Annotated in this window: 9 protein-coding genes and 3 tRNA genes; 5 read left to right on the top strand and 7 right to left on the bottom strand. The window is 58.3% G+C overall.

Going from position 1 to position 15,274, the window contains the following annotated elements; all coding sequences use genetic code 11:
- Positions 1–447, top strand: a complete 447-nt coding sequence (gene csdE / locus ABEH87_RS17465; RefSeq protein WP_346578145.1) for a cysteine desulfurase sulfur acceptor subunit CsdE — start codon at positions 1–3, stop codon at positions 445–447.
- Here the strand turns inward: csdE and ABEH87_RS17460 are convergent.
- From ABEH87_RS17460 to mltA, 3 genes are read right to left on the bottom strand one after another with little or no spacing between them, the layout of a single operon-like run.
- On the bottom strand, positions 431–841 hold the full coding sequence (locus tag ABEH87_RS17460) for a hypothetical protein (RefSeq protein WP_346578144.1): 411 nt from the start codon (positions 839–841) through the stop codon (positions 431–433). The genes csdE and ABEH87_RS17460 overlap by 17 nt on opposite strands.
- Before the next feature lie 57 nt (positions 842–898).
- Positions 899–1,720, bottom strand: coding sequence for a tRNA cyclic N6-threonylcarbamoyladenosine(37) synthase TcdA (gene tcdA / locus ABEH87_RS17455; RefSeq protein WP_346578142.1), 822 nt, complete (start codon positions 1,718–1,720; stop codon positions 899–901).
- Between the two features lie 60 nt (positions 1,721–1,780).
- Positions 1,781–2,929: a murein transglycosylase A gene (gene mltA, locus ABEH87_RS17450; protein ID WP_346578140.1), complete on the bottom strand. Its 1,149-nt coding sequence runs from the start codon at positions 2,927–2,929 to the stop codon at positions 1,781–1,783.
- A 205-nt stretch (positions 2,930–3,134) separates the two neighbouring features.
- On the opposite strand from mltA, the gene ABEH87_RS17445 reads away from it, so the two are divergent.
- The 3 genes from ABEH87_RS17445 (at position 3,135) to ABEH87_RS17435 (ending at position 3,489) form a co-directional block, all read left to right on the top strand.
- Positions 3,135–3,211 (top strand) — tRNA-Met (locus ABEH87_RS17445).
- A 79-nt stretch (positions 3,212–3,290) separates the two neighbouring features.
- A tRNA-Met gene (locus tag ABEH87_RS17440) sits at positions 3,291–3,367 on the top strand.
- Positions 3,368–3,412: 45 nt separating this feature from the next.
- Positions 3,413–3,489, top strand: a tRNA-Met gene (locus ABEH87_RS17435).
- 84 nt (positions 3,490–3,573) lie between these two features.
- On the opposite strand, the gene amiC is transcribed toward ABEH87_RS17435, so the two are convergent.
- On the bottom strand, positions 3,574–4,827 hold the full coding sequence (gene amiC, locus ABEH87_RS17430; protein ID WP_346578138.1) for an N-acetylmuramoyl-L-alanine amidase AmiC: 1,254 nt from the start codon (positions 4,825–4,827) through the stop codon (positions 3,574–3,576).
- A 213-nt stretch (positions 4,828–5,040) separates the two neighbouring features.
- On the opposite strand from amiC, the gene argA reads away from it, so the two are divergent.
- Positions 5,041–6,414, top strand: a complete 1,374-nt coding sequence (gene argA, locus ABEH87_RS17425; protein WP_346578137.1) for an amino-acid N-acetyltransferase — start codon at positions 5,041–5,043, stop codon at positions 6,412–6,414.
- A 463-nt stretch (positions 6,415–6,877) separates the two neighbouring features.
- Here the strand turns inward: argA and recD are convergent, their stop codons facing one another.
- From recD to ptrA, 3 genes are read right to left on the bottom strand one after another with little or no spacing between them, the layout of a single operon-like run.
- Positions 6,878–8,728 (bottom strand): exodeoxyribonuclease V subunit alpha, encoded by a 1,851-nt coding sequence (recD, locus tag ABEH87_RS17420; RefSeq protein ID WP_346578135.1) that lies wholly within the window; start codon positions 8,726–8,728, stop codon positions 6,878–6,880.
- The gene (gene recB, locus ABEH87_RS17415; protein WP_346578133.1) at positions 8,725–12,261 is read right to left on the bottom strand and encodes an exodeoxyribonuclease V subunit beta; all 3,537 of its coding nucleotides are present in this window, start codon (positions 12,259–12,261) and stop codon (positions 8,725–8,727) included. Before recB ends, recD begins: the two co-directional genes overlap by 4 nt.
- Positions 12,258–15,143: a pitrilysin gene (gene ptrA / locus ABEH87_RS17410; RefSeq protein ID WP_346578131.1), complete on the bottom strand. Its 2,886-nt coding sequence runs from the start codon at positions 15,141–15,143 to the stop codon at positions 12,258–12,260. Before ptrA ends, recB begins: the two co-directional genes overlap by 4 nt.
- Between the last annotated feature and the right edge of the window lie 131 nt (positions 15,144–15,274).

Below are 15,274 nucleotides of genomic sequence, written 5' to 3'. Positions count from 1 at the left end.
ATGAATGAACCGATGATGAACCCGCACCCGTTTGGCACAGAGATTACCGCCGATTCACTTCTGGCACAGTTCGCCAGCTTCCGCCAGTGGGAAGATCGCTATCGCCAGCTCATCCTGCTGGGTAAGCGGCTGCCGGCTCTGCCCGACAGGCTGAAAACGGCAGAGATCGAACTGAGCGGCTGTGAAAATCGCGTCTGGCTGGGACATCAGCGGTTAGCAGACGGGCGTCTGCACTTTTATGGCGACAGTGAAGGACGCATCGTGCGTGGCTTACTGGCGGTCCTGCTGAGTTCGGTTGAAGGGAAAACGCCCGCGCAGATCCGCGAAATGGACCTGCTGGCACTGTTTGACGGACTGGGATTAAAGGATCAGCTCAGCGCATCGCGCAGCGCCGGATTACAGGCGCTGGCCGATGCGGTCAGGCGCACGGCTACTCTCCCAGCGTAAAGGTCAGCGCCTCACTGCTACAGCCCGTATTCATCTGGCGGGACGGCGCGCCGTTGGGACCATAGCGCATCCCATCACGACGATGGCGCTCATCGTTGTTATCGTTCAGCCCGGCGTTCTGGCTGCACGCAGGATTGCGCGCATCTTTATCTCTTTGCTGCTGGCGTAAATACTGCTCATTTTGCTGTTGAATCTGCGCCTGCTGTGCCTGCTGGCGCGTGATTTCCTCGGCACTCCAGCGTGATGCGCCAGAGGGGGCCGGAGCAGGCGTCTTGTCGCGCTGCTGCTGTTCCCACTCCGCAGGCTCCTGAGGCTGCCAGGAATAATCGGCCCCGGCTGCACAGGCGGAAAGCGCGCAAAACAGGCTTAACAAAGGTGCTGTGACTTTAATCATGCCGTGCCTCCCACTGAGAATCAGACATTAAATTATCATCGAAATAGTTAACCTGCCTTAAACATCCGCCGCGCTGATTTCCTGACGTGCGGCTTTCGCCATCATTTTCTTCAGCGCGTGGGAAACCGCCACAAAGCCAAAGGTCGCGGTCACCATGGTTGCCGCACCAAATCCTGCCGCACAGTCCATGCGCTTTGGCCCTTCGGCGGTACTGCGCGAAGCGCATACGGAACCATCCGGCTGCGGATACATCAGCGCCTCGGTTGAGAACACGCAGTCGATCCCCAGCTTGCCTTTGCTGTTTTTCACGATGTTAAAATCGCCCTTCAGCCGTTCGCGCAGTTTTGCCGCCAGCGGATCCTGAATGGTTTTGGCCAGATCCGCCACCTGGATCTGCGTTGGATCAATCTGACCGCCCGCGCCTCCGGTCGTCACCAGCGGCACTTTATGACGGCGACACCACGCCAGCAGCGCAGCTTTCGGCCGCACGCTGTCAATTGCATCAATGACATAGCTGAAATCCTGACCTATCAGCTCCGCCGTATTGTCCGGCGTGATAAAGTCGTCCACGCAGGTCACACGGCACTCCGGGTTAATCGCCAGCAGGCGTTCAGCCATCACTTCCGTTTTCGACCGGCCCACATTCTCTTTCAGCGCATGAACCTGACGATTGGTGTTGGTCACACAGACATCATCCATATCGATCAGGGTAATGGCCCCGATGCCGGTGCGTACCAGCGCTTCCGCCGCCCACGACCCGACACCGCCAATGCCCACTACGCAGACGTGAGCGTCAGCAAACAGCTGCAGCGCTGACTGACCATACAAGCGGGCTGTGCCGCCAAAGCGTTGCCGCCAGGCATCTGAGAGAACCATCATTTATTATTCCTTGCAATCATTCGGGCAGACAGCGGGCCGACAGAGCGACCCGCCGCAGGCTTACTGGCTGACCAGTAAACCACTCTGAGAGGCGTTATTCTGTGCTGAAGAGAACAGTGGCGTACCGGCCCCAGGCGCGTTTTTCAACACCCAGACGCGGCCATAATGGTTAAACCAGCCCGCCATATGCCCGGCGTCCGGGCCAATGCCCTGGTAAATATCGAAGTGCTGGCCTTTAATGGCCCCGCCGACATCCAGCGACACCATGATGCGCATCTCGTATTTTCCGGTAAATTTACCGTTATTGTCCAGCAGCGGAATTTCCGCCAGCAGCGCGGTACCCGGTGGGATCAGCGCACGATCAGCGGCAACGGAGGCTTTCGCCACCAGCGGGACGGCGCTGGCCCCGCGCACCGGGGCAAAGTTCTCAGGCTTAAAGAAGACGAAGGATGGATTCTGCTCCAGCAGTTCGCGCACCTCAGCCGGGCTGTGATCCTCGCCCCACTTGCGGATGGCCTGCATCGACATATCTTCACGCTTCACTTCGCCACGGTCGATCAGCACTTTACCGATGCTGCGGTAAGGGTGGCCATTTTTGCCGCCGTAGCCAAAGAACGTCAGCGGGCGACCATCGCCATAGTCCACGTAGCCGCTGCCCTGCACGTCCATAATAAAGTTATCCATCAGCGAATTGCTGTAACCCGCGATATAGCGCTCATCCAGCGCACCGCTGTAAATGTCAGCACGGCTTGGCAGCTTCCTGCCCTTAGCGCGCGGCGGCATACGGTATAAAGGATACTGGAACTCGCCCTGCCGGGTATAACGCGCTTGCAGAACCGGCGTGTAGTAGCCGGTAAACTGAACGTTACCGTAGTTGTCGGTCCCTTCCATCTGATAAGCATCCAGCCCGAACTGGCGCAGCTGACGGGTATCGCCCCCGGCCATCAGCCAGCTCTCTATTGCGCTGTAAGTCCCGGCCTGACGCGAATACATTCCCGATGAGGCGAAACGAATTTGAGAAACCTGGTCGGCAAAGTCTTTGCCGTTAACCGGGCGTCCTTTAGCATTGGGCTGATTGACCAGCGCCAGCGGCTGGTCGAGTTTCCCGTCCTTATACTGCTGCCCACGATCGGTGGGTTTTGACGAGCACCCTGCCAGCAGCGCCAGCAGCGTGCCGGTCACCAGATATTTTGCCCAACCTGCTTTCATGCCTTGTTTCCTTTATACGTGAACCCTGCGCGAAGATAGCAAAGGCACCGCCATAATAAAATGCGCCCTGAGAAAAAGAGCGTTGCCATTTGTGCAACATTTCAGCATCTTAGTTGAAAAATGCATCACAACCACGATTTTAGCCACTTATCTGCAAAAAGGGGTTGCAAGAAAACCCATCAGGCGTATAGTGCGCATCCACGGACGCGGGATGGAGCAGCCTGGTAGCTCGTCGGGCTCATAACCCGAAGGTCGTCGGTTCAAATCCGGCTCCCGCAACCAATTAACTGAAGTCAGTATGATTGAGTTAAGCAGCAGTAAAGAAGAACGTTGTCGTGATGGAAGCGACAAACCACGCGGACGCGGGATGGAGCAGCCTGGTAGCTCGTCGGGCTCATAACCCGAAGGTCGTCGGTTCAAATCCGGCTCCCGCAACCAATTCCGTCGTGGATGGGTAGTAAAAGTAGTCAAGCGTTAATCGGACGCGGGATGGAGCAGCCTGGTAGCTCGTCGGGCTCATAACCCGAAGGTCGTCGGTTCAAATCCGGCTCCCGCAACCAATCAAACACCCTGAAGGGTGTTTTTTTGTATCTGTCGTTTGCCCCCCTCCCTGTTAAGCCGGCAGAATCCTTTCCGCCCGGTGACTATTTATGCTTCAGCGGCGCCAGCGGCGCACCGTTAGCAAAGTACGCTTTAATCCCTGCCAGAATGGAATCCGCGACCTGATGCTGAAAACGGGTGGTGCGGAGCTTACGTTCCTCTTCGATATTGCTGATAAAGGCCGTTTCTACCAGGATCGAAGGAATATCAGGCGCTTTCAGGACCGCAAAACCCGCCTGGTCCACCGTCCGCTTGTGCAGATGGTTGATCTTCCCCATGCGGGATAACACCTCTTTACCAAACTTCAGGCTGTCATTAATCGTCAGGCTCTGCACCATATCAAACATGGTGTGGTCGAGATAACGGTCGCCGCTCTTACTGACGCCACCAATCAGGTCTGATTCGTTCTGCGTCTGGGCGAGAAAGCGCGCTGCCGTGCTGGTTGCGCCCTTTGTTGACAGGGCAAAAACCGATGAGCCACGCGCTGCACGGCTGGTAAACGCATCGGCATGAATGGAGATAAACAGATCGGCGCGCTGCTTACGCGCCTTGGCGACCCGCACCTTCAGAGGAATGAACACATCCTCGTTGCGTGTCATATAGGCACGCATGTTCGGCTGCTTGTCGATCAACGCCTTCAGACGGCGGCCAATCTTCAGCACCACGTCTTTCTCGCGGGTTTTATGCTTGCCCACGGCACCGGAGTCTTCGCCTCCGTGACCGGGGTCGATCATGATCACAATCGGTCGATCCCTTCCGGCCTTACCGGGCAAGGCCGCATCGGCCGGCTGGCTGCGCTCAAGTTCACCCTGATTGTAATCTTCCAGCAATGCCAGCAGCGGATCATCCGTAGACTTCTGCGACTGTACAGGATAGAGATCCAGCACCAGGCGATTTTTGATCCCGGCGACCGGATCGAGCGTGAAGATGCGCGGGGCGACGTTCTGCTTCAGTTCCAGCACCAGCCTGACGGTATTGGGATCAAACTGACCGACGCGGGCATTTTTAATATAAGGATCGTCCGAACGAACCAGATGACCCACGCTGTTCAGTACGGCGTTAAGCCGGATATTTTCGATATCCACCACCACGCGTTCAGGATTGCTCAGGGCAAACTGCTTATACTTGAGCGCGGTGCTGGACTCAATGGTCAGACGTGAGTAGGTGGATGAAGGCCAGAGACGGATCGCCAGTACGTGACTGCTGGCCGCAAAGCCGACACGGCTGACGCTGAGCAGGCAGGCTGCTCCTGCTGCCTGTATTAACCGCCGCCGGTTAAGTGAAGTTGAATCGGTCATGCCACTCCGGATGCTGTGATTTGTCTAATAAAAAGCCAATAACAAAAAAGTTGCAAAAACTTTAACGAATCAGCTCTGCCGTGTCACCCCAAAAAAGCGAATAAATGCAGGGCATTAGCCACAGTGAAATGCGGTAACGGGTGATAAGTAAGGATAAATGTCACTTGCACCCGACCCGATAAAAGAATAAAAATACACTTTTAACGAATAATAATGCAAAGAGGGTTTGCCGTGAAGGAACGTAGTACCGAGCTGGTTCAGGGATTTCGCCATACCGTTCCCTACATCAACGCCCACCGTGGTAAAACGTTTGTCATTATGCTGGGTGGTGAAGCCATCGAGCATGAGAACTTCTCCAGCATCGTCAACGATATCGGCCTGCTGCACAGCCTTGGCATCCGCCTGGTGGTGGTGTACGGCGCGCGGCCGCAGATTGATGCCAGCCTCTCCGAGCGTCATCTGGAACCTCTCTACCATAAACATACGCGCGTCACGGATGCGCAGTCACTGGAGCTGGTAAAACAGGCGGCTGGCCGTTTACAGCTGGATATTACCGCCCGTCTGTCGATGAGCCTGAACAATACCCCGTTGCAGGGGGCGCATATTAATGTGGTCAGCGGCAACTTTATCATTGCGCAACCGCTGGGCGTGGATGACGGCGTGGACTACTGTCACAGCGGCCGCATTCGCCGTATTGATGAAGAGGCCATTCACCGCCAGCTGGACAGCGGTGCCATCGTGCTGATGGGGCCGGTGGCGGTTTCTGTTACCGGAGAAAGTTTTAATCTGACCTCAGAAGAGGTGGCCACTCAGCTGGCGATTAAGCTGAAGGCGGAAAAGATGATCGGCTTCTGCTCTGAGCAGGGCGTGATCAACCATGAAGGCAACATCGTCTCCGAGCTGTTCCCTAACGAAGCGCAGCAGCGTATTGAAGAGCTGGAAACCGGCGATGATTATCATTCCGGTACCGTGCGTTTCCTGCGCGGCGCGGTAAAAGCCTGCCGCAGCGGCGTACGCCGCTGCCACCTGATCAGCTACCAGGAAGACGGCACCCTGCTGCAGGAGCTGTTCTCACGCGACGGTATCGGTACCCAGATCGTCATGGAGAGCGCCGAGCAGATCCGTCGTGCGACCATTAATGATATTGGCGGGATTCTGGAGTTGATCCGCCCGCTGGAGCAGCAGGGCATTCTGGTGCGCCGCTCGCGCGAACAGCTGGAAATGGAGATCGACAAGTTTACCATTGTTGAGCGCGACAACCTGACCATAGGCTGCGCGGCACTCTATCCGTTCCCGGAAGAGCAGATTGGGGAGATGGCCTGCGTGGCGGTGCACCCGGATTACCGCAGCTCGGCACGCGGTGAAGCGCTGCTGGAGCGCGTGGCGTTACAGGCGCGGCAGATGGGTCTGAAAAAGCTGTTCGTCCTGACCACCCGCAGCATTCACTGGTTCCAGGAGCGTGGATTCGTTCCGGTCGATATTGAGCTGCTGCCAGAAAGCAAAAAGCAGATGTACAACTATCAGCGCCGTTCAAAAGTGCTGATGGTCGACCTGCGCGAAGCCAACGCCCAGACGCGGCAAAGCTAATCGCGCAAAGCGCGATTAGCTCGTAGGGGTCGACCCTCTTTTTCGGTCGACCCGCAAAGCGCGATTAGCTCGTAGGGGTCGACCCTCTTTTTCGGTCGACCCGCAAAGCACGATTAGCTGGTAGGGGTCGACCGGCAGCGGGCGGATCGAAAAAATGATCCGCCCCTACAAAACCCGTCACACCTGCACGTATACGGGCGGACCGAAAAAAATGATCCGCCCCGACAAAATCCGTCACACCTGCACGTATACGGGCGGACCGAAAAAAATGATCCGCCCCTACAAAACCCGTCACATCTGCACGTACACGGGCGGATCGAAAAAAAATGATCCGCCCCTACAAAACCCGTCACATCTGCACGTACACGGGCGGATCGAAAAAAATGATCCGCCCCTACAAAACCCGTCACATCTGCACGTACACGGGCGGATCGAAAAAAATGATCCGCCCCGACAAGATCCGTTATCCCTGCCCGGACGTCAGAATCAATCGTTCGACCAGGCCACTGCGCCTTTGGGTACGCATCTTCACCGCACTGTTAAATACCGCTTTATCTGCGTACAGCGTCAGCTGACGTTTGGCGCGGGTTATCGCGGTATACACCAGCTCCCGCGTCAGCACCGGCATCACCTGATTCGGCAACACCATCAGCGTGTGTTCGAACTCCGACCCCTGTGATTTATGCACCGTCATCGCCCAGGCACTGTCGTGCGGCGGCAGTCGGCTGGGCTGTACCGCTTTGATGGTGCCGTCTGGCAGCGGGAAGTACACTTTCAGCTGTTGTTCCCCGTCCGGCATCGCAATACCGATATCACCGTTAAACAGCCCCAGTGCCCGATCGTTACGGGCGATCATCACCGGTCGTCCGATGAACCACTTCCCGTTTAGCGCCACGTTACGGCGGATCAGTCCCACCTGACGCAGCGACTGCTCAATGCGTTCATTCAGCCCGGCGACGCCAAACGGCCCCTCGCGCAGCGCGCACAGCAGCTGGAAGCGGCTAAACTCGGCCAGCACCTCAGCCGGTGCAGCACCGGATGCCAGCTTCGTCAGATAGCCGCGATACCCGGCGACACAGTCGTTCAGCAGCTGCTGGTAATCTTCCGTACTGCTCAGCGCATGGCGGCGGATATCGCTGAATCCGTGACCGAATACCTGCTCCACCCGCTTTACCTCTCCAGCGTTGACCGCCAGCGCCAGCTGGCCGATGCCGGATGATGCTGTAAAACGATAACTTTTACGCAGCAGACAGAGGGTATCGCGCACGGGGGAGGCGCTCGCATCATCACGCCCGGAGACCTCGCAGCCGGTCAGGCGCGCCAGCTGCGCCGCACGCGCCACGCTGTAGCCAGACTCCGCACAGCGGCAGATATCGCCAAGCACTGCACCCGCTTCTACCGACGCCAGCTGGTCACGATCGCCGAGGAAAATCACCCTTGCCTGCGCTGGCAAGGCGGCAATCAGGTTAGCCAGCATCGGCAAATCCACCATCGAAGCCTCATCCACCACCAGCACGTCAAGATGAAGCGGGTTACCCCGGTGATAGCGCATACGCTGGCTGCCGGGCAGCGCCCCCAGCAGGCGGTGCAGCGTGGTCGCCTCACCGGGAAAACTGTTCAGAATCGCGGGATCCAGTTTCAGTTCCTGTAGCGTTTTACCCAGCGACTCCGTCAGTCTGGCCGCGGCCTTGCCGGTGGGGGCCGCCAGTTCGATGCGCGGGGCAGTTGCTGACAGCTCAATCAGGCTGGCAAGCAGCTTGGCCACCGTCGTGGTTTTTCCGGTTCCCGGCCCGCCGGAAATCACCGACACCTGGCAGGTCAGGGCTACCGCAGCGGCAATTTTCTGCCAGTCATCGGGCTGCTGGCCAAAATAGCGATCCAGCGTCTGACGCACCTGCGCCTCGTCCAGCGCCACGGCGGGCTGCTGATGCTGCACAAACTGCGCCACCTCGCCTTCGCTCTGCCACATACGGTGCAGATACAGGCGCTGCTGATAGAGTACCAGCGGAGTGGCAGACTGCCCGTCACTGACCGCACTTTGCGCCAGCAGAGAGTGCTGCCAGTCGGCAGGTGCTCCGGCCGCCTGCCACAGCGCCTGAGCCAGTTCGGGGTGCCGCCCGGCAAAGAAAGCGTCAGGGTGTAGCTGGTCGAGCGGCAGGCAGACGTGCCCTTCCCCTGCATCGCGGCTGACCAGCGCGGCGGCCAGCATCAGCGCAGGCTGCTGTCCGGTCGCCACCATCTGCGCAAACTGCACGTCCAGGGGGCGCAGCAGTCGCAGGCGCTGAGCCTGCTGTAAACCTTCAGTCAGCGTCATGCGCCGGTCCCCGCATCGTTAGCAAACAGCTGGTCAAGCGCGCTGACAAAATCTTCCTGCGGCCGCGTACTGTAAATACCGTTGCTGGCCTGCGTGCCGTCCAGGCCGCGCAGGAACAGATAAATAACGCCACCAAAATGCTGCTGGTAATCGTAGTCCGTCAGGCGGTGCCGCAGGTAACGATGCAGCGCCAGGGTATACAGCTGATACTGTAAATCGTAACGATGTGACTGCATCGCCTGGGTCATCGCTTCCTGGGTGTAGGCACTGCTGTCCTCACCCAGCCAGTTAGATTTATAGTCGAGCAGGTAATATTTTCCCTGCCAGCAGAACACCAGGTCGATAAAACCTTTGAGCATGCCCTGCACCTGATAAAAATCAAGCGGCGGACAGCCCGCCGACAGCGGGTCCTGACGAACGACGCTGTCGAGCGCGCTGGCCGTCAGCAGGCGAGAAATGGGCAGATAGAACTGCAGCTCAACCCGTCGGGCCTGGGGTGGCAACTGGTGCAGGCTGACGCCGCTCTCATTGAGTGGCGTCTGCAAAATACGCCCGATCCAGTCACGCATCACCGGAAGCCAGGCCTCGTCCAGCCCCTGACTGCTCAACTGCTGAGCCAGCCAGTCATCCTCCAGCGGTGCGGTAAATTCCAGGGTTTCAAACAGGCCGTGCAGGAAGGTTCCCGGTGCCGCTCCACGCGGAAAACTGTGTGGCGTCAGCTGCGGCAGCAGCTCATCGCTGGCTTCGCCTGCGGCATCCACGTCGAGACGCGGCAGCAGATCCAGCGCGGGCGCATGGCCGTGCTGTTGCAGGCCTGAATAACTGGTCACACGCCAGTCGTCCCGCAGCGAGCGCTGCAGCTGCGGGCTGCTCAGTGCCTGCGGGTCCTCACGTTCTGGCTGCCAGGGCGTATCGTCCGGCTCCTGCGCAATCACAATCGCCGTCGCTTCACTTTGCAGCGTCAGCAGTGCGGCCCTGAGAACGGCGGCATCAGCAGGTTCACCCTGCTGGACCAGATAGCCGAGTGCACTGCGGTGCAGGTCGCTGTTGCCTTCTTTTTTACGGGTACCTTTAATCAGAGGCGCAATGCCGACGCTGCAGTGGTAAACCGAGCGCGTTAGCGCCACGTACAGCAGGCGTAAATCCTCTGCAAGCCTTTCCTGTTCGGCCAGCTCCACGCTCTCTTCTCCCTGTTGCAGGTCGAGCAGCGCTTCAAACGTCTGACGGTCGTGATAGACGCCATTTTCCGCCTCGCGAAAGTTGGCGACAAACGGCAGCCACACCAGCGGATACTGTAAGCCTTTGGACTTGTGGATGGTGACAATCTGCACCAGATGACGATCGCTCTCCAGACGCAGCTGCTGATTAGCCACCTGACCGTCCGGCTGTTCCACCTGCTGGCCCAGCCAGCGCACCAGCGCATGCTCACTGTCGAGAGTGGCGGCGGCTTCCTGTAACAGCTCACCGAGGTGCAACAGGTCGGTCAGGCGGCGTTCGCCGCTGTCGGACGCCAGCAGATTTTCCGCGATGTTGCGCTTCACCATCAGTTCACGCAGCATCGGCAGGACTCCGCGCTTTAGCCAGCGCTGGCGGTAGTCAGCAAACTCATCCACCAGGGCATCCCAGGCGCGTTCATCCTGATTCAGCGCATCCAGCTCGCGTGCATCCAGGCCCAGCAGGCTGCTGGCCAGCGCACTGCGCAGCGTGCGTTCCTGCTCCGGGGCCAGCACCGCCTGTAGCAGCCACAGCATTTCACGCGCTTCAGGGGTGGTAAACACGCTGTCGCGATTCGAGAGGTACACCGAGGGGATCGCCAGGCCATTTAACGCCTCGCGCATTACCGAAGCTTCACTGCGGCTGCGCACCAGGATAGTGATATCCGAGGCGCGCACTGGCTGCTGCTGGCCCGCTTTACCGATCAGCGCAGTGCCCTGCTGACCCGCCGTCAGCCAGCGACGGATCTGCGCTGCACACTGACGCGCCATAAATTGTTGGTAATCACTTACTCCTACGCCTTCGCCTGGCTGTAGCCAGAACTGCAGCGCCGGTTGTTCTTCACCCTCAATGCTAAAACTCAGGCTGGCATTCGGCCCCGCCGGGCTGACGGTGATAAACGGAATATCGCTGAATAAAAAGGGATTGGTCTGGTGTAAAAACAGCTGGTTAACGCCGTCAACCATGGCAGGTGACGAGCGCCAGTTGGTTTCAAGCGTATAGTGGGCGCTAACTTCTGCCCGCGCTTTCATGTAGGTGAAGATGTCCGCCCCACGGAAAGCATAGATCGCCTGCTTCGGGTCGCCGATCAGCAACAGCGCGCTGTCTGGCTGACGCGCGTACAGCGTATGGAAAATGCGGTACTGCTGCGGGTCGGTATCCTGGAACTCATCGATCAGCGCCACCGGATAACGCAGACGGATCGCCTGCGCCAGCGCGGCACCGCCCGGCTGCTGTAGCGCCGCATCAAAGCGCCCGAGCAGATCGTCAAAGCCGAGCTGGGCATGCAGGCGCTTCTCCTGCTGAGTCACAAAGCGCACTTCATGCAGCGCACGGGCAATCACCAGGTCACGCAGCGACAGCGGCTGCGCCAGGAAGGCATCTATCTGGTCAAACAGCGGATGGCGCGGCGGCTCGCCCTTTTTGGTTTTCTCTGACAGGACGCGCTGGCCAAAGCGTTCAAGGTCTTTAATAACCTCATAATCCTGTGTCTCTGACTGCGCCCACTGGGTGATCTTTTCCAGCCAGTTAGGTAAGTGCTTACTACTGTAACTGCGCTTGTCGACCCCGGAAGATTCCACCAGTGACAGCAAATCGCCCGCCGCCAGCCATGCCTGTTTCAGCGCGTCGATCTGGGCAATGATTTTCGCATGGCGCTGCTCCAGCGTTTCATCCGGGGCCGGGGCAGACTTCAGCACCGGCGCCTCGCCGCCCAGCCACGGCGACAGCGTTTTCAGCAGCTGTTCCGGGCCATCCCACAGCTGGCGCACCACCCGCGCCACCGGCAGCGGCAGCGGATAGCAGTGACGCCGCCAGAAATCTGCCGTTGCCCGGCGGCGCAGCGGGGTTTCATCTTCGATCAGGTCCTGCTCGAACAGCATACCGGACTCAAAGGCGTTGAGATTCAGCATGCGCTGACAGAAGCCGTGAATGGTAAAGATACCCGCTTCGTCCATCTGCCGTTCGGCGGCCAGCAGCATTGATGCCGCCTGGGATAAATCAGGAACTTCGGCCATCAGAGCACTCAGCATCGGATTGCGGCTTTCACCGCGAATACAGGCAATACGCAGCTCGTGAATATTGGCGCGAATACGCCCGCGCAGCTCCGCCGTGGCCGCCTCGGTAAAGGTCACCACCAGTATCTCCTCTACCGACAGCGGGCGGCTGAACGCCGCCTCGCCGCCCAGCCCCAGCAGCAGGCGCAGATAGAGTAGCCCGATGGTGAAGGTTTTCCCGGTGCCGGCAGACGCCTCAATCAGCCGCTCACCGTGCAGCGGCAGGGTTAAGGGATTGAGCCTGTCTGGTACCCGCTGGCTCATGGTTTATCCTGGCTCACCGGTAAAGACTGCTGCAGGGTGGAGAGATCTTTCCAGGTGGTCCAGCCCTTCTCCGCTGCATAGTCTGCCTTGCCGTGGTGGCTGCCGGAAACCTGCGACAGCAGCGCCAGGCCGGTCGGGGCCATCACCGCCTGATGGAAGAAGTCCGCCACCGCCTGCGGCGTCAGCGCCTGCACCTGTTCAATTACCTTCTCACGGGTGTCAAAACGGTAGTTTTCGCGGTCAAAATCCTTGCTGAATCGTCCGGCTTCTTCATCCAGCGTTTGCGGGCGCTGCTTCAGTTCGTTGATCATCGCCGCCTGATACTGAGCAAAATCAGCCTGGCTCATTTCACGCAGGCGCTTTTCCGCCGTCGGGTAAAACGCCTTAAAGCGGCTTAACAGGTACGCAGGCTGCTTCACGTTGCTTTGCAGCAGGAAACCAATGCCCCACTGGCGGCCGACCGGCATCTGGAAGGAGAATACTGCATAGCCAAGCTGCTCTTCGGTGCGCAGCTGATTATAGAACCACGGCTGAATGATCTGGCTCAGCATCGCGCTGCTGGCCATGCTCTGATACTCAGAGAAGCCCAGCGGGACATACACCGCGGCCAGGGCCGAATCGGTGCTGCTGCCCGGCTGTTGCAGGTTAGCCAGCACCTGTTTATCCACCGTGACGTGCTGGCTGTGCCACCAGTCGCTGCCCTCACAGTTCAGCTGCTGCTTCACATCGGTCGCCAGCTGACGCACGGCCTGCGGCGACATGTTCCCGACCACCATCAGCTCTGGCGTCGAGTGCTCCAGCAGCATGGTACGGTAGTCGAGCAGTTGCTGTAGCGTAATGCCTGCCACCAGCTTCCGCCGCTCGCTGCGCTGGGTATAAGGCAGCTGTGACAGCAGCTGCGCAGGCTGGATCGCCAGCTCAAACGCCTTGCCCTTTTCGGCCGCATCCAGACGCTCCAGATACCAGGATTTCGCCTGTTCCAGCTGCTGTTCACTTGGGGTAAAGCTGGCATAACCGGACAGCAGTTGGCCCATCAGCTTCGGCAGACGCTGGGTGAACCCGCTGGCGCTAAAGGAGACGCCGTCATCTTCACTGGTGGAGAAACTGATACCGCCCACGGAAGCCTGTGAACTCAGTTCATCCAGCGCCACACCCGCCAGATAGTCATTCAGCGCAAACAGCACCTGATTCTGCGCCGTACTCATCGAGGCTTTGTTACGCAGGGCAAGTGTGATATTCGCCTTGGGTTCATCAGCGTAATACTGGCTTGGCATGTAGAACACGCGCAGCCCTTTCTGATTCATCAGTTCTTCAGGGCGTGAATAAGGCTTCTCAGGCTTAATCAGGCTGAAGTCATCCGGGATATAAGGGTTGAGCACCGGCAGCGACAGGACAATTTTATCGCTGGCGGCCTGCCAGCCGCTGAAGCGCTGCGCAGAGATGCGATCCACCTGGTAAGGTGCATCAACAAAGTAGGCCGTTTTGTTATGAGGTTCTTTCGGGCTGATAAACCAGATACGGGCATTTTGCGGCGTCATACCCTCCAGACGTGCCTTAACAGCCTGCGGGTCAAACTGGTCTGCAATATAAGGTGCGACCAGAGTGTCAGCGACCGGCACACGCAGCATGGTATCGACCAGCCATTCGATGTAGTCCATATCACGCGTGATCGACGGATAGCGGAAATCGAGGTCCAGCACGTGCGACACTTCATCAAAATAGCGCTTATCAACGCCCTGAGTACGCAGGGTGTTCAGGTAACTGAATACTGCCGCAATCACTTCATCGCGGTTGGCCTGACCTTTATCGGTCAGGGAGATCGCAATCGAGAAGACGCCGCCGTTGCGGTCAATCATCGGGTCAGCCCCGGCACTGATCGAGTCCGCCAGCCCCTGATTTTGCAGCCAGTCTGACAGCGTGTTTTTACTGCGGTTACCGATCAGGTAGCCAATCAGCGTGTCGGTTTTGCTGCGGAATTTATCGCTGTTGTTATCGATACGGAATTCAATTTTCAGCTGCTTGCGCGGCTGGGCCGGCACGTAGTGAATAATGATGCCTTTCTGCTGGTCGGTAACTACCGGAACGGTAATCTCCGGAACGCTGGCGTTATGATTTGCCACGCGGCCAAACGTCGCGGCGGCAATCTTCTGCAGCTCTGGCAGCGGCTGATTGCCGTAGATCACCGCCTTCATTAAATTGGCGGAATAGTAGCGATGATAGAAGGCTTTCAGCGCATCGTGCAGTTTACTGCCGGGCTTATCGCGCAGCGTTTCCAGGTTACCACCGGAAAAACGTGAACTTGGGTGCAGCGGATTGAGGGTTTCAGCACCGACCTGCGCCATGCGCAGACCGTCACGCGAACGGGCCATCGTCAGTTCGGCATTCACCGCATGGCGTTCACGGTCAGCATTTACCGGGTCAAGCAGCGGCTCGGCTATCGCATCGGCCAGGCGATCGACGGCCGGTTGCAGCGCATTATTTTCCACTTCCAGGTAGAAGGCGGTGCGGTAAGACGCGGTGCTGGCGTTATGGCTGCCGCCATGTTTTTTAAGGAATTCTGCGAGGTTATCCGGCTGCGGATAGCGCTTTGAGCCCATCAGCACCATGTGTTCGAGATAGTGCGCCAGGCCCAGTTGATCGGTCGGGTTTTCCAGCGATCCCACCGGCAGAGTCAGCGCCGCCAGCGATTTGGTCGCCTGTGCGTCAGAGACCAGCAGCACGGTCATGCCATTATCTAATCTGATGGCCTGATACTGGCGCGGATCCTTCTCACTTTTGCGGATGGTGTCGGCGATCGGCTGCCATCCATCCTGCGCCTGAACCAGCGGGGCGAATAACGTGACAGAAACAAAACAAGCTAACCAGACTGCATAACGACGCATTCAAACTCCTCAACGGGCTGTTATTCTCCGGCTTCCTGCCGGTTAAATATCGGCTTACAGATTTCAGCGCACTGCGGTAACGCACGCTAACTCAATAAAAACATACAGGATGCAGAGCGGTATGTCCTGAA

Origin of the sequence: Erwinia sp. Eh17-17 (genome assembly GCF_039675725.1) — a bacterium.
GTDB lineage: Bacteria > Pseudomonadota > Gammaproteobacteria > Enterobacterales > Enterobacteriaceae > Erwinia.
This window is presented reverse-complemented; position numbering and strand designations above follow the sequence as displayed.